Annotated in this window: 19 protein-coding genes and 1 riboswitch; of the genes, 7 read left to right on the forward strand and 12 right to left on the reverse strand. The window is 74.0% G+C overall.

What is annotated here, in order from left to right:
* The first annotated feature begins 24 nt into the window (after positions 1–24).
* Positions 25–690: a response regulator transcription factor gene (locus CK505_RS18325; RefSeq protein WP_052132837.1), complete on the forward strand. Its 666-nt coding sequence runs from the start codon at positions 25–27 to the stop codon at positions 688–690.
* On the forward strand, positions 687–2,078 hold the full coding sequence (locus CK505_RS00865) for a sensor histidine kinase (RefSeq protein ID WP_095649875.1): 1,392 nt from the start codon (positions 687–689) through the stop codon (positions 2,076–2,078). Before CK505_RS18325 ends, CK505_RS00865 begins: the two co-directional genes overlap by 4 nt.
* Positions 2,079–2,107: 29 nt before the next feature.
* Here the strand turns inward: CK505_RS00865 and CK505_RS00870 are convergent, their stop codons facing one another.
* The 6 genes from CK505_RS00870 to CK505_RS00895 form a co-directional block, all read right to left on the reverse strand.
* Entirely contained in the window at positions 2,108–3,160 is a 1,053-nt protein-coding gene (locus CK505_RS00870; protein ID WP_035925458.1) for an LLM class flavin-dependent oxidoreductase, read from the reverse strand.
* Between the two features lie 91 nt (positions 3,161–3,251).
* Positions 3,252–3,968 carry a hypothetical protein gene (locus CK505_RS00875; protein WP_035925455.1) on the reverse strand — a complete coding sequence of 239 codons (717 nt, stop codon included), beginning with the start codon at positions 3,966–3,968 and terminating at the stop codon, positions 3,252–3,254.
* A gap of 151 nt (positions 3,969–4,119) precedes the next feature.
* The gene (ggt, locus tag CK505_RS00880) at positions 4,120–5,964 is read right to left on the reverse strand and encodes a gamma-glutamyltransferase (protein WP_095649876.1); all 1,845 of its coding nucleotides are present in this window, start codon (positions 5,962–5,964) and stop codon (positions 4,120–4,122) included.
* A gap of 45 nt (positions 5,965–6,009) precedes the next feature.
* Complete coding sequence (locus CK505_RS00885; protein ID WP_095649877.1) at positions 6,010–9,540, reverse strand: proline dehydrogenase family protein; 3,531 nt, start codon at positions 9,538–9,540, stop codon at positions 6,010–6,012.
* A 131-nt stretch (positions 9,541–9,671) separates the two neighbouring features.
* Positions 9,672–10,145 (reverse strand): DUF2867 domain-containing protein, encoded by a 474-nt coding sequence (locus CK505_RS00890; RefSeq protein WP_095649878.1) that lies wholly within the window; start codon positions 10,143–10,145, stop codon positions 9,672–9,674.
* A 54-nt stretch (positions 10,146–10,199) separates the two neighbouring features.
* A complete protein-coding gene (locus tag CK505_RS00895; protein WP_035925442.1) occupies positions 10,200–10,598 on the reverse strand; it encodes an NUDIX hydrolase in 399 nt (132 codons plus the stop codon).
* Between the two features lie 155 nt (positions 10,599–10,753).
* Between CK505_RS00895 and CK505_RS00900 the strand changes: the two genes are divergently transcribed.
* A complete protein-coding gene (locus tag CK505_RS00900) occupies positions 10,754–11,827 on the forward strand; it encodes a low specificity L-threonine aldolase (protein ID WP_095649879.1) in 1,074 nt (357 codons plus the stop codon).
* Between the two features lie 84 nt (positions 11,828–11,911).
* Here CK505_RS00900 and CK505_RS00905 read toward each other — a convergent pair whose 3' ends face one another.
* The gene (locus CK505_RS00905) at positions 11,912–12,535 is read right to left on the reverse strand and encodes a TetR/AcrR family transcriptional regulator (protein ID WP_095649880.1); all 624 of its coding nucleotides are present in this window, start codon (positions 12,533–12,535) and stop codon (positions 11,912–11,914) included.
* Positions 12,536–12,640: 105 nt separating this feature from the next.
* Here CK505_RS00905 and CK505_RS18330 point away from each other — a divergent pair, with 105 nt between their 5' ends.
* Positions 12,641–12,778 carry a hypothetical protein gene (locus CK505_RS18330; RefSeq protein ID WP_176475251.1) on the forward strand — a complete coding sequence of 46 codons (138 nt, stop codon included), beginning with the start codon at positions 12,641–12,643 and terminating at the stop codon, positions 12,776–12,778.
* A complete protein-coding gene (locus CK505_RS00910; RefSeq protein ID WP_095649881.1) occupies positions 12,775–13,488 on the forward strand; it encodes a DUF899 family protein in 714 nt (237 codons plus the stop codon). Before CK505_RS18330 ends, CK505_RS00910 begins: the two co-directional genes overlap by 4 nt.
* Before the next feature lie 36 nt (positions 13,489–13,524).
* Here CK505_RS00910 and CK505_RS00915 read toward each other — a convergent pair whose 3' ends face one another.
* From CK505_RS00915 to eat, 5 genes are all read right to left on the reverse strand, one after another.
* The gene (locus CK505_RS00915; RefSeq protein ID WP_035925435.1) at positions 13,525–14,301 is read right to left on the reverse strand and encodes a 3-oxoacyl-ACP reductase; all 777 of its coding nucleotides are present in this window, start codon (positions 14,299–14,301) and stop codon (positions 13,525–13,527) included.
* A gap of 81 nt (positions 14,302–14,382) precedes the next feature.
* The gene (locus tag CK505_RS00920) at positions 14,383–15,744 is read right to left on the reverse strand and encodes an aldehyde dehydrogenase (RefSeq protein WP_095649882.1); all 1,362 of its coding nucleotides are present in this window, start codon (positions 15,742–15,744) and stop codon (positions 14,383–14,385) included.
* Complete coding sequence (locus CK505_RS00925; protein ID WP_095649883.1) at positions 15,741–16,571, reverse strand: gamma-glutamyl-gamma-aminobutyrate hydrolase family protein; 831 nt, start codon at positions 16,569–16,571, stop codon at positions 15,741–15,743. Before CK505_RS00925 ends, CK505_RS00920 begins: the two co-directional genes overlap by 4 nt.
* Positions 16,552–17,934: a glutamine synthetase family protein gene (locus CK505_RS00930; RefSeq protein WP_095649884.1), complete on the reverse strand. Its 1,383-nt coding sequence runs from the start codon at positions 17,932–17,934 to the stop codon at positions 16,552–16,554. Before CK505_RS00930 ends, CK505_RS00925 begins: the two co-directional genes overlap by 20 nt.
* Positions 17,935–18,014: 80 nt before the next feature.
* A complete protein-coding gene (gene eat, locus CK505_RS00935) occupies positions 18,015–19,445 on the reverse strand; it encodes an ethanolamine permease (protein ID WP_095649885.1) in 1,431 nt (476 codons plus the stop codon).
* 181 nt (positions 19,446–19,626) lie between these two features.
* Here eat and CK505_RS18335 point away from each other — a divergent pair, with 181 nt between their 5' ends.
* Together CK505_RS18335 and CK505_RS00940 are read left to right on the forward strand one after the other, a co-directional pair.
* Positions 19,627–19,767 (forward strand): hypothetical protein, encoded by a 141-nt coding sequence (locus CK505_RS18335; protein ID WP_176475252.1) that lies wholly within the window; start codon positions 19,627–19,629, stop codon positions 19,765–19,767.
* Positions 19,768–19,937: 170 nt separating this feature from the next.
* Positions 19,938–20,696, forward strand: a complete 759-nt coding sequence (locus CK505_RS00940) for a FadR/GntR family transcriptional regulator (RefSeq protein WP_017832965.1) — start codon at positions 19,938–19,940, stop codon at positions 20,694–20,696.
* A gap of 54 nt (positions 20,697–20,750) precedes the next feature.
* Positions 20,751–20,854: riboswitch (TPP riboswitch) on the forward strand.
* Positions 20,855–20,871: the final 17 nt, after the last annotated feature.

Below are 20,871 nucleotides of genomic sequence, written 5' to 3' on the forward strand. Positions count from 1 at the left end.
GGGTTGCCGGGGGGCTGGTCCAAGATGGACGCTGACATTGCGGAGGGGCGCGCGGCGCGCACCTCGATCCTGGTGGTGGACGACCACACCACGTTCGCGGAGCTGCTGACCGGCGCGCTGGGCCAGGAGCCGGACCTGTGCAGCGTCGGCGTGGCCGACGACGTCGAGTCGAGCGTCCGCCTGTGCGCGGCGCTGCGGCCCGATGTGGTGGTCATGGACTACCACCTCGCCGGCGGCAACGGGGTGACCGCCTCCGCCCGGATCCTCCGGGACCGGCCGGGGACACGGATCGTCATGCTCACCGGTGACCCCACCCAGCACGTGCTGGAGGCCGCCGCGAGCACCGGGATCTGCGCGTTCCTGCCGAAGGACGGCTCGCTCGCGACCCTGCTGGAGACCATCCGCAGCGCCCGCTGCGGCACGATGGCGGTCCACCCCTCACTGCTCGCGACCACGGATCCGGCCCGCCGGCCGGACCCCGGGGTGCCGGCGCTCACCCGGCGCGAGCTCCAGGTCCTGCGCCTGATGGCCGAGGGGCACAGCGTGGGCGCGAACGCACGACTGCTGAACATCACCCCGAACACCTGCCGCGGCTACGTGAAGACGATCCTCGTCAAGCTGGGGGCCCACTCCCAGCTGGAGGCGGTCGCCGTGGCCTCGAGGCTCGGCCTGCTGACGGTCCGGTCATGAGACGCCTGCTCTCGCACGTGGGCCGCGCCGACCCGGGGGCTGCGGTCGTCTTCGACGACTGGCCGCTGCCCCCGCCGGCCCCGCCGACCGACCGGTCCGAGGTGCGGGCCGCCGTTCGCAGGTTCCTGCTCACGGGACTCGTGGTGCTGCTCGTCGCCGCCGTGCCCACCACCTGGTGGATCCGGGCCGTCGCCGAGGAGCACGCCGTGCAGCACGTCCTGCGCGTCACCCAGCGGCTGGCCACCCACGCCGTGGCGCCCCTGATCACCGACGACCTGCTCGCGGGCGACGCGGCCGCCACGGCCCAGCTGGACGTGCGGATGCAGCCCTGGCTCGACGACGGGACCATCCACCGGATCAAGATCTGGGACGATGAGGGCACGATCGTCTACTCCGACGAGCACGAGCTCGTGGGGCAGAACTACGGCCCGCCCCCGTGGGACGAGGACCTCGTGGCCCGGGGCGAGGGGGTCGCCACCATCGAGCACCAGCAGGCGGCGGAGAACTCCCACGAGTCCGGCGCGGGGCAGCTGGTCGAGGTCTACGTGGGGTTCGTCCCCGCCGGCGGCGAGCAGCTGGTCCTCGAGGCGTACTACGACGACTCGATCGTGCGGGACGAGCAGCGCTCGGTGCTCATGGGCATGGCGCCGGCGCTGCTGCTGACGCTGGCGCTGTTCCAGCTGGCGCAGCTCGCCCCGGCGGTGGGTCTGGCCCGCCGGATCCAGGACCACCGGACGGCCCGCGCACAGCTGCTCCAGCACGCCGTGGACGCCGCCGAGCTGGAGCGGGTGCGGGTCGCCCGGGACCTGCACGACGACGTGATCCAGGACCTGGCCGGCCTGTCCTACTCCCTGGAGGCCCAGGAGATGACGGCTGACGTCCCGGAGCAGCGCAGCGCGCTGGGCCGGTCCCGGACGATCCTGCAGGGCAGCCTCCGCACCCTGCGCGGGATCACCACCGCCCTGTACTCCCCGGACCTGCTCACCCTGGGACTGCCGAAGGCCCTGGCCCGGCTCGCGGACCCGCTGGCCCAGCGGGGGATCGACACGTCCGTGCAGATCGGTCCCGCGGTGTTCCTCACCCCGGAGCAGGAGGGCATGTTCCTGAAGGTGGCGCGGGAGGCGTTCGCGAACATCTCCAAGCACGCCCACGCGTCCACTGTGAGCCTGCGCCTCGGCGTGGAGCACGGCGCCACGGTGCTGACAATCAGCGACGACGGCACCGGCTTCGACGACTCCCGGGGCTCCCCCGAGGGCCATCTGGGCCTGCGGATCATGCGGGACATCGCCGACGCCGCGGGGGCCGCGCTCGAGGTCCGGTCGCAGCCGGGCGTCGGGACCACGGTGCTGGTCACCCTGCCCCACGACGCGGTCACGACGCGGCTCTGAGCGGCCCGCCCCGGCCAGCCGGGGCGGGGCTACGCGGCGGTGCCCGCGGGCAGGTCGGCGGTCATGTCCTCGACGTAGCGGCGCACCTCGGTGCCGAAGAGCTCGATGCTGCGCCGCATCCGGGCGTGGTCCAGGGTGCCCACCGCGTACTTGAGGTCGAAGCGCGAGGCGCCGAGCGCCGCCGAGGACCGGACGATCTTGCGGGCGACCGTCTCCGGGGAGCCCACGAAGTAGGCGCCCTCCGGCCCGCACATCGCGTCGAACTCCGCGCGGGTCAGCGGGCCCCAGCCGCGCTCCCTGCCGATCCGGGCGTGCGTGTACGCCTGGTGCGGGAAGAACTCCTCGCGGGCCTGCTCGTCGGTCTCCGCGACGTAGCCCGGGGAGTGGAAGGCCACCGGCTGCGGCTCCTTCTCGAAGTGCTCGAGGGCCTGGCGGTAGTAGTCGGCGAAGGGCGCGAAGGCCGAGGGGCTGCCGCCGATGATCGCGAAGATGACGGGCAGCCCGTAGTGGGCGGCGCGGACCACCGAGTTGGGCGAGCCGCCCACGGCGATCCACGTGCGCAGCGCGCCGGCCTCGGTCTTGGGGTAGACCTCCAAGCCCTGGATGGGCGCGCGCAGCCGGCCCTGCCAGTCGATCCGGCCCTCGGTGCGGAGCCGGTCGAACAGCTGCAGCTTCTCCTCGAACAGCGCCTCGTACTCGTCCAGCGGGTAGCCGAACAGCGGGAAGGACTCGGTGAAGGAGCCGCGGCCCAGGATGACGTCGGCGCGGCCGGAGGAGAGGGCGTCCACGGTGGCGAAGCGCTGGTAGACCCGCACCGGGTCGTCGGAGCTGAGCACGGTCACCGCGGAGCCCAGGCGGATCCGCTCCGTGACCGTGGCGATGCCGGCGAGCACCGTCTCGGGCGAGGAGACCGCGAAGTCCTCCCGGTGGTGCTCGCCGATGCCGAAGAAGTCCAGTCCCACCTGGTCGGCCAGCACCGCCTCGGCCACGACATTGCGGATCACCTGAGCCCCGCCGAGCATCCGCCCGTCCGGCCCGGGGTAGAGGTCGCCGAAGGTGTTCAGGCCGAGCTGGATGGTCATGCGGGGCTCCTCGTCGCAGATTTTGTGGATACATCCATAAAAGTCGTCGGCGGGCCGGCTTATTCCGGTGCCGCTGCGGCCGGGGTCCGGCTCAGCGGGTGAGCCACTCCCAGGCGGTGTGCTTCTCGGGGCCGGGGACGCCGCTGACGATCCACGCGATGTCGTCCGTGGAGAGCGGGAACGGGGGCTCCCCCTCCTGGTCGACGGGCTCCAGCTCGTCCACGTGCTCGAGGCTCCACAGCTCGGCGAACACCTGGGTGGGGCCGCGCCGGTCCACCAGCCGCTCGCGGACCTCCTCGGCGAGCTCGTCCAGGTGGTCCTGCAGGAACCCGGCGAGCTCCGCCGCGAACCCCTCCGCCCCCTCCTCCGCGGGGTCGATCTCCCACGTCTGCCGCACGACCGCTAGGACCTCGTCGTCGCCCAGGGGGGCGCCGTCCCGGCGGGGGTCGGGCGCCCCGGCCGGGACCGGCTCACCGGCGGCGACGGCCAGGAAGCGCTCCTGGAGGACGAACAGCGCGGCGACGGTCATCAGGTCGCGCACCCGCCGGCCGACGGCGTCGTCGTCGTCCGGCCCGGCGGCCGCGCCGTCGACACCCCCGCCGGCGAGGCCCTCCCAGGCGTGGCGCACCCAGGCGCGGACGCGGTCGGGCTCGCCCGAGCGGATCGAGGACGGGCGGATCGAGGACGGGCGGATCGAGGACGGGCGCCACCCGTCCGTGGCCGCCCGCCACCGGTCGTCCAGGGCGGGGTCCCCCGGCACGACGGGCTCGGAGGGGCCGGGGCGGTCGGCGGGCGGGTGGCTGAACACGGTGCGGCTCCTGGGTCGGACGGACGTGGCGCGGGACGCGCGGTCCGGACCCAGCCTAGGACGTGTCCCGACAAGCCCCGGGCCCCGTCCGGAGCGGACGGGGCCCGGGGCCTCGGTGACAGGTCAGCGGCCGGTCAGCAACAGCGCGGCGTCACGGCTCGGGGTGCACCACCATGGCGGAGCCGCCGTAGCCGCGCTCGGTCTCGGCCGCCGCCTCGAAGCGGCCGTCGCCGAGGATCCGGATGGCGGAGGCGTTGCCGATCCAGCGCACGTCCTCGAGCTCGTGCCCGAGGGCGATCAGTTCGTCGCCCGTGGGCGAGTCGAGGAGGCCCAGGTCGGCGCCCTCGGCCCCGTTGCGGGAGCTCAGCCGGGGCGCGGCCACGGCGTCGACGAGGTCGAGGTCCCGGTCGATGTGCCCGGTGAGGATCTGCGCCACCGTGGTGATGATCGTGGCGCCGCCGGGGGTGCCCACCGACATCCACGGCTCCCCGTCCCGGAGCACGATCGTGGGGCTCATCGACGAGCGGGGCCGCTTGCCCGGGCCGGGCAGGTTCGGGTCCGGCACGCCCTCGGTGACGGGCGCGAAGTTGAAGTCGGTCAGCTCGTTGTTGAGCAGGAACCCGTGGTCCGGGACCGTGATCCCGGAGCCGCCGGTCTGCTCGATGGTGAGGGTGTAGGAGACCACGTCGCCCCACCGGTCGGCCACGTTGAGGTGGGTGGTCGAGACGCCGCCGACCGGCTCGGGCTGACGGGCCCCGGGAGTCCCGCACGCGGCGTAGTCCCCGTCCGGCTCGCCGAAGGGGATCGGCCGCTCCTGGGCCTCAGCGGGGTCGAAGAGGCAGGCCCGCTCGTCGGCGAACTCCTGGCTCGTGAGCTCCTCGACGGGCACGCCCTGCACGTCCCCGATCCACCGGTTGCGGTCGGCGAAGGCGGTCGCCGTGGCCTCCGAGAAGCGGTGCAGGTACTGGGTCCCGGAGACTTCGCCGAGGGCCGTCCCGGTGCGCTCGTCGTAGGCCTCCAGGAGGTTCAGGGTCTCGGCCACCGTGATGCCGCCGGAGCTGGGCAGCCCCATGCCGTAGACCTCCAGGCCGCGGTACTCGGTGGAGACCGGGTCCTTGAGCAGGGCCTCGTAGGATCCCAGGTCCTCGAGGGTCATCTCCCCGGGGAGCACCTCCACGCCCTCGGCGGTGGCGGGCTCCCGGCTCGCGTCGACGACCGCCGCCCCGATCGACCCGTCGTAGAAGGCGCCGGTGCCCTCGTGCCGGATGGTGCGGTAGGTGCGGGCGAGGTCGGGGTTGCGGAACACGGTGCCGACCGCGGGCGCCTCGCCGTCGCGCAGGAACAGCTCCGCGGTCTCGGGGAACTTCCCGAAGCGCTCGGCGTTCTGGGCGGTCTGCTCCTGGAAGTTCTCGTCCACCACGAAGCCGCGGGCGGCGATCCGCTCCGCGGGCCGCAGCAACCGGTGCAGGTCCATCGTGCCGAACTCCTCGGCCGCGGTCTCCCACGTGGCCAGGGTGCCGGGCACGCCCACGGACTTCCCGGAGCTGACCACGGTGGCGAAGTCGAGGGGCTCGCCGCCCTCGTCCAGGAACTCGTCCTCCGTGAACGTGGCCGGGGCCGTCTCGCGCCCGTCGACCGTGCGGACCTCGCCGGTCTCCGCGCTGTAGTGCACGAAGAACCCGCCGCCGCCGATGCCCGCGGAGTACGGCTCGGTGACGCCCAGGGCCGCGGCCGCGGCCACGGCGGCGTCGGCGGCGTTGCCGCCCCGCTCGAGCACGTCGATGCCGACCTGGCTCGCGAGCGGGTCCACGGAGGAGACCGCGCCGCCGCCGCCGGTCATGACGGGGACCTTGGGCAGCTCGGCGGTGACCGGCGAGCCCCGGCCCCCGTGCTGCCGGTCGTCGTGCGCAACGGCCGCGGAGCCGCCGAGAACGGTGCCGGAGACGCCGAGCGCTCCGGCCAGACCCAGTGCGAGGTACCTCAGGGATGCGCGCATGGGCTCAGCCTCGCACCGGCGCCTCGTTCCCACCAGGGGCGACGCCTACATTTCGACCGGTGGCGCCGGGGTGCCCAGGCCCGGCGAGGACGCGATCACCCGGCGCACCACCGTCTCGGCGTCCGTCGAGGGGTTCCCGAAGCGGTGCATCGTCACGGACACGGCCTGCTCCGCGAGCAGCGGGAGCATCTCCACACGGGAGGCGCCGACCACCGGCCCGGTGAGCAGCGCGACCTCGGGCCGCTCGGCGAGCGCCTCGGCCAGGCCCGGCGCGGTGCCCACCACCCGGATCCGTCCGGCCCCGCTCGGATCGGACCAGTCGGCGGCGACGCGGGCGAAGGCCTCGTCACCGCAGGGGTCCAGCACCGAGCGGAAGAGCTCCTGCACCTGCGCGGGGACCTCCCCCGCGGGGACGAGGACCACGCGGGCGCCGGAGCGCACGGCGGCCAGCCCCACCCGGATCACGTCCGTGAGCGGGGCGTCCTCGGCCGCACGCACGACGACGTCGCGCGGGCGGTAGCGGAACAGGTTGGCCTCGGACTGCAGGCCGGTGGGGTCGTGGGCGCGGCCGAACTCCCGGTCCCACCACGCCTGGTCCTGCTCGGCGCAGGCGGTCAGCCAGGCGGCGTCCGGCTCGGGCACGAGGGGGCGGAGCTCCGCGAGGTGGCGGGCGACGGACGCGGAGAGCTCGGTGCCGGCCTGCTCGGCCGGGACCTCCCCGAAAGGGGCCTTCTGCCACGAGCCGAGCTGGACCAGGTAGTTCGGTCCGCCGGCCTTGGCGCCCAGGCCCACCGAGGACCGCTTCCAGCCGCCGAAGGGCTGGCGCTGGACGATCGCCCCGGTGATGCCGCGGTTGACGTAGAGGTTGCCCGCCGCGACGAGCTCCACCCACGTGCTGACCTCGTCGGGGTCCAGGGAGTGCAGCCCGGCGGTCAGCCCGTACTCGACCGCGTTCTGCAGCTCGATCGCCTCCTGCAGGTCCGCGGCCTCCATCAGCCCCAGGACGGGGCCGAAGCACTCGGTGCGGTGGAAGAAGGAGCCGGGGGCCACCCCCGTCCTGATCCCGGGCCGCCACAGCCGTCCGGTGTCGTCGAGCTGCCGCGGCTCGAGCAGCCACTGCTCCCCCGGGTCGAGGCGGGTCAGGGCGCGGTGCAGCTTCTCGCCGGGCTCGGCGATCACCGGGCCCACCGAGGCCTGCAGGTTCTGCGGCCAGTCCACGACCATCGAGGACGCGGCGTCCAGCAGCTGCCGGCGGAACCGCTCGGACCGCGCCACGCTGCCCACGAGGATCCCGAGGGAGGCCGCCGAGCACTTCTGCCCGGCGTGGCCGAACGCGCTGGTCACGAGGTCCCACACGGCCCGGTCCCGGTCCGCGCTGGGCGTGATGACCAGGGCGTTCTTGCCCGAGGTCTCCGCTGTCATCGGCCGCCCCGCCCGCCAGGACTGGAAGAGCCGTGCCGTCTCGTAGGCGCCGGTGAGGACGATGCGGTCCACCCCGGGGTGGGAGACGAGGGCCTGCCCCACCTCCCCCTCCACGGAGTCGACGAGCTGGAGCACGTCCCGCGGCACGCCGGCCTCCCACAGCGCCTCGACCACGGCGGCCGAGCAGCGCCGTGCCTCCGGGGCGGGCTTGTGCAGCACGGCGGCGCCGGCGGCCAGGGCCGCGACCGTGGAGCCGGTGGGGATCGCCAGCGGGAAGTTCCACGGCGGGGTGACCAGCACGAGCCGGTCCGGGACGAACCGGGCGCCGTCCACGGTCTCGAGCTCGAGGGCGCGGCGGGCGTACCAGCGGCAGAAGTCGATCGCCTCCGAGACCTCCGGGTCCGACTGGCCCAGGGTCTTGCCCGCCTCCGCGCCGGCCACCGCCAGCAGGTGCCCGCGGCGGGCGGCCAGGACGTCGGCCGCCCGGTTGAGGATCTCCGCCCGCTCGCGGGCGCCGCGGCCGTGCCATCCCTCGGCGGCGTCCCGTCCCGTGCGCACGAGCCGCTCGACGTCCTGCGCGCCGACGGGGTCGGGCACGGCCAGGGCCTCGTACCAGGAGCGGTCCTGGATCCGGGCCGCGATCCCGTCCGCCCACGCCTGGTTCGCGGGGACCGAGACGTCGGTGTCCGGCTCGTTGCGGAAGGGCTCCTCCAGCGGCAGGTGCGCGGACCCGGCGCCGGGCGCGGTGCGGTCCTGGGCGCGGGCGGGGGCCGGGGCGGTGTCCTGCCGCGGGTCCAGCGCCTCGAGGGCGGCCCGGAAGCGCTGCTCCTCCCGCGCGAAGACCTCGTTGTCCGGGGCCAGCTCGAAGATCCCGGACATGAAGTTCTCGTGCGAGGCGTTCTCCTCGAGCCGGCGCACGAGGTAGGACACGGCCACGTCGAACTCGGCCGGGCGCACGGCGGGCACGTAGAGCAGCAGCTGCCCGACGTCGGCGCTCACGGCCCTCGCCTGCTCGACCGCCATGCCCTGGAGCATCTCGAACTCGATCCGCTCCGTCACGCCGCGGCGCTCGGCGAGCAGGTGGGCGAAGGCGATGTCGAACAGGTTGTGCCCAGCGACCCCCAGCCGCAGCCCCGTCATCCGGCCGGGCACGAACAGCCAGTCGAGGACCCGCTTGTAGTTGGTGTCGGTCTCCTGCTTGCTGCTCCACGTGGCCAGGGGCCAGCCGTGGAGCTCGGCGTCCACGCGCTCCATGGGGAGGTTCGCGCCCTTCACGAGCCGCACCTTGATCCCCGCGCCCCCGGCCTCGACCCGCGCGGCGGACCACACCGAGAGCCGCCGCACCACCGCGAGCGCGTCCGGCAGGTAGGCCTGGACCACGATCCCCGCCTCGAGACCCCGCAGCTCCGGGTGCTCCAGGAGACGGGTGAACACCTCGGTGGTCAGGTGCAGGTCGGAGTAGACCTCCATGTCGAGGTTGATGAACTTGCTCCCGGCCGGGGCCTGGGCGGCGGCCCGGTAGACGGGCAGCAGCCGCTCGACGACCTTCGCCACGGTCCCCTCGAAGCCCCAGTGGGACAGCTGCGGGACCACGGAGGAGACCTTGACGGACACGTAGTCGACGTCGTCCCGGTCCAGCAGCGCCGCGGCGTCGGCGAGGTGCTTGTCCGCCTCCTCCACGCCGAGGACCTCCTCGCCCAGCAGGTTGATGTTGAGCCGGTGGCCCTGGGCCGTCAGCTTCTTCACGGCCTGCCCGAACGGCCGGGGACGGGCATCGACGATCATGTGGCCCACGAGCTGGCGGAGCCGGGTGCGGGCGGCGGGGACGACCACCTGCGGCGCCGAGGCCGAGAGCGCGGCCCCGAGCCGGATCTGGGCGCGGTCCGCCGCGGACATGGTGCGGGGCACGATCTCGGCGAGCGCGTGCAGGGCCCGCCCGGCGGCCCGCACGTCCTCGGTGCGCACCACCCGGTCCACGAAGCCGACGGTGAACTCGAGCCCGTGCGGGTCCTGGAGGACGGTGGCGAGCCGGTCGGCGGCGCCGTCGCGGTGCCGGCGGCCCTCGGCGGCGCGCACGAGCCACTCGCGGACCAGGGCGACGGCCTCGTCGGCCAGGGCGCGGGAGTCGGGGACGGACGGGGCGTCGGCGGTCATGGCGGCACTCTCCTGGAGGCTGCGCCCGGCAGCGGTGCCGAGGCACTCCCCCGGCCGCCGGCCGCGCCCACCGGGCGTCACGGTGGCCGGTGAGTCCACGCTACGGCCGGAGCGGCCGGGGCGGAAGAGCCCTATCCGCCCGCCTGCCGCAGGATGTCCGTGGCGAGCCGGCCCAGGACGGCCTTGTGCGGGGCGAGCATGGCGTACCAGTAGGCCCGGCCGGCCGAACCCGCGGGGCGGAACACCGTGGTCTGGCGGTAGACGAGAGTGCCGTCGGGTCCCGGTTCCAGGCAGATGTCCAGCCAGGCGTCCCCCGGCATCCGCACGACGGACCGCAGCCGCAGCCGCCGCGGCGGCTCGAGGGCCTCGACCGTCCACCAGTCCAGGCGCTCCCCGGCCGCCAGGCGGTCCGGGTGCTCGCGGTGGCGCAGCCGCCCGGGCGGGAGATTCAGCCGGTTGGCCGTGGCGCGGGCGGCCCAGAGGCGGTCGGTGCTGTACCAGCCGCGCTCGCCGCCGATGCCCTCGACGACCGCCCAGACCGCGTCCCGGTCCGCCGTGGTGGTGCGCTCCACGGTGTCGACGTAGAAACCCCGCGTCTGTGCCATGCCCCTATCCAAGCACGCGCTCCGGGCCCGGACGAGAGGCCGGGCCCGCGGGTCTCAGGCCGGGCGGATCCCGAACCGTGCGAGGTGCTCCAGCAGTCCGTCGGTGGTCTCGAGCCCCGGCAGCTCCTCCGGGGCCACCCAGCGCACGGCGTCGGCGTCGTCGCCGGGGCGCAGCACACCGCCGAGGTAGGTCGCGGCGACGTCGTGCACCTCGTACACGAGATCCGGTCCCCCGGGGACGTGCACCACCCCCAGCTCGCGCTCCGCGCGGACCCGGGCGCCGGTCTCCTCGAAGGCCTCCCGGACGGCGGCCTCGGCCACGGTCTCGCCCGGCTCCAGCTTCCCGCCCGGCACGCTCCAGCGCCCGCGCTGGGGCTCCCGGCCCCGGCGGACCAGCAGCAGCCGGCCGTCCTCCCCGACGACCACCGCCGCGGCGGCCCGGACGATGCGCATGCCCCGAGCCTACCGACGGCCCGGGCCGGGCGGCCCCGGGCGGGGCCCGGACCGGACTGCCCCGGGCCCGGTGCGGGTCCGGACTGCCCCGGCGGGGGCGCGAGTAGAGTGCGAGTGCCGCCCGGCACACCGCCGATCCACCGGAAGGGCCACCCGTGACCGACTCCGTCCTGTCCCGCCTGCACGACCCCGCCCGGAAGGGCTTCGCCAGCGACAACCACGCGGGCGTCCACCCCGAGGTGCTCCAGGCCCTGGCGACCGCCAACGGCGGGCACGTGGGGGCCTACGGCGCGGACCCCTACACCGAGGCGCTGCAGGACGTGGTCCGCCGGCACTTCGGCGAGCAGGCGGAGTGCTATCCCCTGTTCAACGGCACGGGGGCGAACGTCGTGGCGCTCGCGGCGATGACCGACCGCTGGGACGCCGCGATCTGCACCGCCACGGCCCACGCGCACGTGGACGAGTGCGGCGCCCCCGAGAAGGTCGCGGGCGTGAAGATGCTGGCGGTGCCCACCCCGGACGGGAAGCTCACCCCGGAGCTGATCGACCGGGAGGCGCACGGCTTCGGCTTCGAGCACCACGCCCAGCCCCGCGTCGTCACCGTCACCCAGTCCACCGAGCTCGGCACGGTCTACACGCCCGAGGAGCTGCGGGCGGTCTGCGAGCACGCGCACGGCCTGGGCCTGACGGTCCACCTGGACGGCGCCCGCCTCGCCAACGCCGCCGCGGCCCTGGACGTCCCGCTGCGGGCGCTGACCACCGACGCGGGCGTGGACGTGGTCTCGTGGGGCGGGACCAAGAACGGTCTGATGGGCGCGGAGGCCGTCGTGGTGCTCACCCCGGACGCCGTGCGCCAGCCCCGGTTCGTGCGCAAGCTCTCGACCCAGCTGGCCTCGAAGATGCGCTTCGTGTCCGCGCAGCTGCTGGCCCTGCACACGGGGGACCTGTGGCTCGAGGCGGCCCGCCGCGCCAATGCGATGGCCGGGCGGCTGGCGGCCGGGATCGCGGAGGTCCCCGGCGCCCGGGTGACGCAGACCCCCCAGGCCAATGCGGTCTTCGCGGTGCTCCCGGCCGGGAGCACCGCCCGGCTGCAGGAGCGCTGGCCGTTCTACGTGTGGGACCCGGCCGTCGGCGAGGTCCGCCTGATGTGCTCGTGGGACACCACCGAGGAGGACGTGGACGGGTTCGTGGCGGCGCTGCGGGAGGACCTGGTCGCCGCCGCCCGCTGACCGGGCGCCGCTCGCGCGACCGCGGGGTGCCGCCGCCCGGGCTCCTGGGAAACGGCGCAGGTCCCGCGGCACGGGCCCGGCGCGTCAGGCGATCCCGGTGATGATGTCGTCCACGACCCGCTCCGCCCACCGGTCGACCCGCTCGGGACTCTGCCCGCGCAGGGGGCCGTGGACCACGAGCTCCGCGAAGCCGTGCACGGCGCTCCAGCAGGCCCACTCCGCGCCGTCCCGCCGCTCGCGCGAGAGCACGCCTGCCTCGACCATGCCGTCCAGCTCCTCCACCAGCAGCGCGAACGGCGGCGGCAGGCGGTCGTGGGGGTCGTGGAGCACGTCGCCCGGCCCGCCGCCCGGTCCGAAGAAGGCCGTCGCGAACCACCCCGGCTCGGCCACGGCGAAGGCGATGTAGCCGAGCCCCACCCCGCGGAGCCGGAGCCGCGCCCGGTCCTGCGGATCGAGGTCCCCCGCCACGGGCATCCGCGCCCGCATCCGCTCGGCCATCCGGTCCTGGATCTCGTGCGCGACCGCCGCCAGGAGGGCCTGCCGGTCGGCGAAGTGCCGGTACGCGGCGTTCGGCGAGACGCCCGCCTGACGGGTGACGTCACGCAGCCCCAGGGCCGCCGCACCGCGGGCCCGCGTCGCGGCGAGGCCGGCGTCGACCAGGGCTCTGCGGAGATCACCGTGGTGGTAGGAATCCCGTGTGCGCGGCACCCTTGACCTCTCTTTCCATCGATGTGTACGGTGTACACACTCTACTGGTCCACGGTGCCGTGGGACGACGGCGCACCCTCTGGGCACGGACGGAGGAGTCACGGCATGCGGACCCTGGTCATCACCGAGAACGTCACTCTCGACGGCGCGATCGAGATGCTCGACGCGCGGTCGTTCGGGTCCGGGGTCACCTACGCCGCGTACCGACCCGCCCGCGGCCGGACACAGGAGGACATGCCATGAACCACCCAGGACGGCCCCGTGTCGTCGACCAGGAGACCTGGCAGCGGGAGCTCGACGCGCTGCGCGTCCGGGAGAAGGCCGCCACCCGGGAGCTGGACGCGATCGCGGCGCAGCGCCGCCGACTGCCCATGGTGGAGCTGCCGGACTACACGCTGGAGGGCGAGGACGGGCCGGTCCGTCTCGTCGACGTCTTCGCCGGGAGGCGGCAGCTCATCACCTACCACCACATGTGGTTCCCCGGCGAGACCTGGCAGTGCGGAGGGTGCACGAGCTTCACCTCGCAGTTCACCCGCCTGGACTTCCTCGACCGCTACGACGCCCGGTTCGTGGTCGTCACCCAGGGCCCGATCGACGAGGCGCTCGCCTACCGCCGTCGCGTCGGCAACCGCATGACCTGGTACTCCACCGCCGGCAGCCCGTTCGGCGCCGACGTCGGGGCTCCTCCGGGCGGAGAGTTCGCCCTGAACGTGTTCTTCCGGGACGGGGACACCGTCCACCGCACCTGGCACAGCAGCGGCCGCGGTGTCGAACAGATCAGCCACACCTTCCCGCTCATCGACCTGCTGCCCTGGGGGCGCCAGGAGGAGTGGCAGGACTCCCCCGAAGGCTGGCCGCAGTCGCCCACCTTCAACGGATGGCTCGGCTCCGAGGAGGTCGCCGCCCTCTACGGCGAGGAACCCGTGAACCGCCCTGCCGCCCCCGCCGACTGACCACGGGGAGGCCCGGCCGACCACGTCACGGCGGGGTCACACCGGGGTGACGTAGGCCCCGGCGATCCCCCCGTCCACCAGGAACGTGGCGGCGTTGACGAACGAGGCGTCGTCGCTGGCCAGGAACGCGACCGCCGCGGCGATCTCCTCCGGCTCCGCGAACCGCCCGGCCGGCACGTGCACGAGCCGGCGCTGGGCCTGCTCGGGGTCCGCGGCGAACAGCTCCTGCAGCAGCGGCGTGTTGACCGGGCCCGGGCACAGCGCGTTGACCCGGATCCCCTCCCGGGCGAACTGCACGCCCAGCTCGCGGCTCATCGAGAGCACGCCGCCCTTCGAGGCGCTGTAGGAGATCTGCGAGGTGGCCGCGCCCATGACGGCCACGAAGGACGCGGTGTTGATGATCGAGCCCCTCCCCTGCTCGCGCATGTACGGGATGGCGTGCTTGCAGCAGTGGAAGACGCTGGTGAGGTTGACCTCCTGCACCCTGCGCCACGCGTCGATCCCGGTGTCCAGGATGGAGCCGTCGTCGGTCGGGTTGATCCCGGCGTTGTTGAAGGCGACGTCCACCGACCCGTAGGCCTCGTAGGTTGCCGCGTAGAGCGCGATCACGTCGGCCTCGTCCGCCACGTCGGTGCGCACGAACAGCCCCCCGACCTCCTCGGCGGCCGCCTCCCCGGCCGCGGGGTTCAGGTCCGCGACGACGACGTGCGCGCCCTCGGCGGCGAGGCGGCGGGCCGCGGCGAGACCGATGCCGCTGGCCCCTCCCGTGATGACGGCGCTGCGGCCGACCAGACGGCGGGCGTTGACCTCCATGGGTCCTCCTTCGGTGGTGGGGGTTCGGTGGTGGGGGTTCGGTGGTGGGGGTTACCCGGGACGGGTGGTGGAACGGCGGCGTCAGTCGGTGGCCAGGAACACGTTCTTGGTCTCGGTGAACGCCTGCGGGGCGTCCGGGCCGAGCTCCCGGCCGAAGCCGGACTGCTTGAAGCCGCCGAAGGGCGTCCAGTAGCGCACCGAGGCGTGCGAGTTGACGGAGAGGTTCCCGGCGTCGACGGCGCGGGACACCCGCAGCGCGCGGCCGACGTCCCGGGTCCAGATCGACCCGGAGAGCCCGTACTCGGTGTCGTTGGCGATCCGGACGGCGTCCGCCTCGTCCTCGAACGGCACCACGGCGAGCACGGGGCCGAAGATCTCCTCCCGGAACACCCGGGAGTCCGGGGACGGGGTGAGCACGGTCGGCGGGAACCACCAGCCGGGGCCCTCGGGGGCGGTCCCGCGGAAGGCGACCCGGGCGTCGTCGTCGGCGAGGAAGCCGGCCACGGAGTCACGGTGCGCGGCGGAGACCAGCGGGCCCATCCGCGTGCCCTCGTCCCACGGGTCCCCGCAGGCGAAGTCCCGCACGGCTGGCTCCAGCAGCTCCAGGAATCTCTCCAGCACGGAGCGCTGGACCAGCACGCGGGAGCGGGCGCAGCAGTCCTGGCCCGCGTTGTCGAGGGCGCCGGCGGGGGCGGACGCGGCGGCCTGCTCCAGGTCGGCGTCCGCGAAGACGATGTTGGAGTTCTTCCCGCCCAGCTCGAGGGTCAGGCGCTTGACCTGCTCCGCGCAGCCGGCCATGATCCGCCGGCCCACCTCGGTGGAGCCGGTGAACACGACCTTGCGGACGGCGGGGTGGGTCACGAAGCGCTCCCCCACCACCGAGCCCCTGCCCGGCAGCACGGTGAGCACGCCCTCGGGCAGACCCGCCTCCAGCGCCAGCTCCCCGAGCCGGATCGCGGTCAGCGGGGTGAGCTCGGCCGGCTTGAGCACCACCGTGTTGCCGGCGGCGAGCGCCGGGGCGAAGCCCCACGCGGCGATCGGCATGGGGAAGTTCCAGGGCACGATCACGCCCACCACGCCCAGGGGCTCGTGGAAGGTGAGGTTGACCCCGCCCTGGACGGGGATCTGCCGCCCCGAGAGCCGCTCGGGCGCCCCGGAGTAGTAGGTCAGCACGTCCCGGACGTTGCCCGCCTCCCAGCGGGCGTTGCCGATGGTGTGGCCCGCGTTGCGGACCTCCAGGGCCGCGAGGTGCTCGAGGTCGGCGTCCACCGCGTCGGCGAAGCGGCGCAGCAGCCGGGCGCGGTCGGCGGGGGCGACGGTCCGCCAGGTCTCGAAGGCCCGCCGGGCCCGTTCGATCGCCGCGTCCGTCTGCTCCAGGGAGGTCAGCTCGACGGTGCCGACGACCTCCTCCGTGGCGGGGTCGATGATCTGCGTGATGGTCATGGGATGCGGGTGTCCTCTCGCTGTGGAGCGTGCTCTGCCCGGCCGGTCCCCCCGGGGCTGTCGTGCCGGGCGCTGTACTGCCGGGCGCGGTCCTGCGCGTAGCCGTGGGCCACGCGGACGAACCCCTCGAAGAGCCGGGAGTCCTTCCGGTTCTCCTCGGGGTGGAACTGGACGCCGAGCGTCCAGCCGCCCTCGGTGGTCTCCACGGCCTCGACCGTCCCGTCCTCGGCGCGGGCGGTCACCACCAGGCCCTCGGCCACCGTCTCCAGGGCCTGGTGGTGGTAGCACGGGGACCACGCCGTCTCGCCCAGCAGCTCGCGGCAGCGGCTGCCCGGCTCGGTGGCGAACTCGACCTCGCCGTACCGGCCCGGTCCGGGCTGGTAGCGCGCGGCGTTCGCGTTGACGTCCGGCAGGTGCTGGATCAGCGTGCCGCCGAGCGCCACGTTGAGGATCTGGGCGCCGCGGCAGATCGCGAACAGGGGCACCCCGCGCTCCAGGGCCGCCCGGGTCAGGGCGAGGTCGTGCTCGTCGCGGGAGGGCTGGGACGAGGTCAGCTCGTGCCGGTCGGCGCCGTAGAACCGCGGGTCCACGTCCACGCCGCCGATGACGACCAGCCCGTCCACGAGCTCGAGCACCCCCGGGTCCGTGCCCACCGGGGGCAGCAGCAGGGGCGTGCCCTCGGCCGCCGCGACGGCCTCCACGTAGGCGCCCGGGACGATCGCCGCCACGGAGCTCCAGACCCCCCAGGAGCCCTCCTGGTAGTAGGTGGTCAGCCCGATCCGCGGCCGGTACCCGGGCCTGCCCGGCTCAGAGGCGCTCGAAGCCACGGCGCAGCTCCCAGTCGGTGACGGCGGCCTCGAAGGCCGCCAGCTCCACGTCGGCGTAGTGCACGTAGTGCTCGACGACGTCCTCGCCGAACAGCTCCCGTGCGAGCTCCGAGCCGTCCAGCAGGTCCCGGGCCTCGCGCATGGTGGAGGGCACCACGGGGGCGTCGGACTCGTAGGCGTTGCCCTCGGTCATCGGCTCCAGCTCGAGCTCCTGCTCCACGCCGTGCAGCCCGGAGGCGAGCATCGCGGCCAGCGCCAGGTACGGGTTCACGTCCCCGCCGGGGAGGCGGTTCTCCATCCGGGCGGACTGCCCGCTGCCCACGAGGCGCACGGCGCAGGACCGGTTGTCCACGCCCCAGGCCACCGAGGTGGGGGCGAAGCTGCCCTCGACGAAGCGCTTGTACGAGTTGATGGTGGGGGCGTAGAACAGGGTGAACTCGCGCATGGTCCGCAGCACCCCGGCGATGAAGTGCTCGTAGGTGCGGGACCGGGCGTTCCGCTCGCGGTCCCAGAAGACCAGTTCGCCGTCCGGTCCGCGCAGGGACATGTGGATGTGGCAGGAGCTGCCCTCGCGCTCGTTGGGCTTGGCCATGAAGGTGATGGACTTCCCCTGCTGGTGGGCGATCTGCTTCGAGGCCAGCTTGTAGACCACGTGGTTGTCCGCGGTGACCATGCCCTCGTCGTAGCGGAACGCGATCTCGTGCTGGCCCAGGTTGCACTCGCCCTTCGCGGACTCCACGGTCAGCCCGGCCGCGTACATGGCGTTGCGGATCTCCCGCAGCAGCGGCTCGACCCGCTGGGAGCCCAGCACGGAGTAGTCCACGTTGTACTGGTTGGCCGGGACCAGGTTGCGGTAGCCGGCGTCCCAGGCGTCCTCGTAGCTCGTGTTGTAGACGCAGAACTCCAGCTCGGTGCCGGTGACCATGGTGAAGCCCATGTCCCGGGCGCGGTCGAGCTGGCGGCGCAGCATGGACCGCGGGGACATCGGGATGGGCTGCCCGCCGTGGCCGGTGAGGTCGCACTGGATGAGGACCTGGCCGGGGTTGTGCGGCATCAGCCGGATCGTGTCGAGATCACAAGCGAACTCCATGTCCCCGTACCCGGAGGACCAGCTGCTGATCGAGTACCCGCCCACGGTGTTCATCTCCGTGTCCACGGCCAGCAGGTAGTTGCAGCCCTCGGCGCCCTCGTCGAGCACCGAGTCGAGGAAGAACTGCGCGTGGTTGAGCTTGCCCTGGAGCCGGCCCTGCATGTCGGTGAAGGCCAGGACCACGGTGTCCACGAGCCCGTCGGCCACGTGCTGCCGCAGCTGCTCGACGGTGAGCATCCGGTCGTTGCGCGGGTGCTGAGGAGTCTGGGTCATGGGTCCGGTCCTTCGTCGCTGGAATCGCTGGGAACGCTGGGGTGCTGGGGTCGCTGGGCGGGGAGTCGGGCGGGACGGGGTCAGTGCAGGTCCGCCTCGGCGGTGCGGATCTGCGCGAACTCCTCCTCGGGGGCGTGGCCCACGAGGCGGTGGCGGCTGTAGAACCAGTAGTAGGCGAGGAAGACGACGAACACGAGCGCGGTGATGGACGCGGCGAGCACGTCGACCAGGAACGTGGCGACCACGGCCACGAGCGCCAGCACCAGGGCGATGCCGGTGGTGACCACGCCGCCCGGGGTGCGGTAGCCGCGCGGGAGGTCCGGCTCGCGCAGCCGCAGCACGATGTGGGAGAGGTTCAGCAGCACGTAGGAGACGGTGGCGCCGAAGACCGCGATGTTGATGAGCAGTCCGCCGTCGCCCGTCACGGCCGCGAGCACGAAGCCCACGGTGCCGGGCACGATGAGGGCGACCCACGGGGTCCGGCGCTTGCCGGTCAGCGAGAGGAACCGGGGCAGGTACCCCGCCCGGGAGAGCGCGAACAGCTGCCGGGAGTAGGCGAACATGATGGAGAAGAAGCTCGCGACCAGCCCGGCCAGGCCCGCGTAGTTGACGATGTTCGCCATCGCGCTGTCCGCCCCGGCGACCGTGCGGATGGCCTCCGGCAGCGGGTTGTCCGAGGTGCTCATCGCCTCCGACCCGGCCGCCCCGGGCACCAGGACCAGCATGAGCGCACCCGAGACCAGCAGGAAGGCCATGGCCACGATGATCCCGCGCGGCATGTCCCGGCGGGGGTCGGCGGTCTCCTCGGCGGCCAGCGGCACGCCCTCGATCGCCAGGAAGAACCAGATCCCGTAGACCAGGGCCGCCATCGCCCCCGCGTAGCCCATGGGCAGGAACGCGCTCGCCCCCGCGGCGTCGTTCGGGACGATGTCGAAGAGGTTGGCGGCGTCGAAGTGCGGCACGAGCGCGACGACGGTCACCCCCAGCGCGAGGACCGCGACCACGGTGATCCCGAACATCAGCTTGAGCGCCTCGCCCACCCCGTACATGTGGATGCCCATGAACACCAGGTAGGTCACGAGGTACACGGGCCAGGAGTTGGTGATCCCGAACAGGCCCAGCGCCTCGATGTAGCCGCCGATGAACGTGGCGATCGCCGCCGGGGCCACGGCGTACTCGATGAGCACGGCCATCCCGGTGGCGAAGCCGCCGAGGGGGCCGAGCGCCCGGCGGGCGAAGCCGTACCCGGCGCCGGCCGTGGGGAGGGTCGAGGAGAGCTCGGCGAGGCCGAAGACCATGCAGGTGTACATGAGGCCCATGAGCACGAAGGCGATGAGCAGCCCACCCCACCCGCCCTCGGAGAGCCCGATGTTCCAGCCGGAGAAGTCCCCGGAGATGACGTAGGCGATGCCCAGGCCCGCGAGCAGAACCCACCCGGCGGCGCCGGAGCGGAGCTGGCGGTGCTGGAAGTACTCGTCGGTGCGGGTGGGCTGTGCTGGGGATTCGGGCATGGGACGATCCCTCCGGGATTCCACAAAGGTCTGAAAACAGACGTTTGGCGCGAGTGGTCACAGTCTGTGGGCTGCCCCGTGCCCCGTCAAGACCCCGCGGGGCGCGGCCGGGCGGCCGCCGGGCCGGGCACGGACCGCGTCGCGGTGGAGCCGGCCCCCCGGATGCCGCAGAATGGTGGGCATGAACCAGACCACGTCCTCAACCACTGACCGCCCCGGCCCCGCCCGCTCCTGGGCCCTCATCGCCATCACGGCGGGCTTCCTCGTCTCCGCCGCCCTGATCATCGCGGTGGGCGTGGTCGCCATGGACCTCACCCACTAGGGCCTCGGCCGGCCGTCCCGGCCGGAGGCAGCGGCGCGCCGTCCGGACCGGGCGGCGCGCCGCTGCTGCTCGTGGCCCCGCCCGGAGCGGTGGGCGGGGCCCCGCCGGAGGCGGTCCCCGGGGACCGTGACACCATGGGCGCACGTCGCACCGCAGGGAGGAGCGCCACCGTGAGCGATCCCGTCCAGCACCCCCGCATCCGGCCCGTGCGCCAGGGCAACGCCTTCGAGGAGGCCGTGGAGCGGATCCTCGACTCGATCCGGCTCGGCCTGTTCCGCCGGGGCGAGCGGCTCCCGCCCGAGCGGGAGACCGCGGCGATGCTCGGCATCTCCCGCGCCACGCTCCGGGAGGCCCTGCACGAGCTCCAGGTCGCCGGGGTCCTGGAGGTGGTCCGGGGCCGGTACGGCGGGACCTTCGTGACCGGTCGCACCGCCCTGCCGGACGAGGCCCTCCCCCCGGTGGACCCCGCGGACGTCGAGGACGTGCTCGTGTTCCGCGCCGTGGTCGAGCCCGCCGCGGCGGAGCTGGCCGCGGCGGCGTCCCTCAGCGCGGCCGCCCGGGAGCACCTGCTCGCGTGCCTGCGGCAGGTCGAGGAGAGCGCCCCGGAGGACTACCGCCCCGCCGACGCACGCTTCCACATCGCGGTGGCCGAGCTGGGCGGCTGTCCCAGCCTGGTCCGCGCCGTCGCGGAGGTGCGCTCGCGGGCCAGCGACCTGCTGGACCGGATCCCCGTGCTTCCGGTCAACCTCGAGCACTCCGACCGTCAGCACCGCGAGCTCACCGACGCCGTCCTGGCCGGCGACGCCCCCGCCGCCCGGGCCGCCTCCCTCGCCCACCTGGAGGGCACGGCCGCGCTGCTGCGCGGTTTCCTCGGCCACGCCGGGCAGTCCGACGACGACGCCCCCGGGGACGACCGCGGCCCGGTGTGACCCGCCGCCGCGAGAAGAACGGGCCGGGCTGCGGGGCCGGTGCTTATACTCGTCCGCAGTGACACGGGGTGCCGGCGCCGCACGACGAGCCGGCTGAGATGACACCCGTCGAACCTGATCCAGTTAGGACTGGCGAAGGGATGTCCTGCCGGGACCGGCCGTGGCCGGCCCGCGT

Origin of the sequence: Kocuria sp. WN036 (assembly GCF_002287015.1) — a bacterium.
In the GTDB taxonomy this organism is placed as follows: Bacteria; Actinomycetota; Actinomycetes; order Actinomycetales; family Micrococcaceae; genus Kocuria; species Kocuria rosea.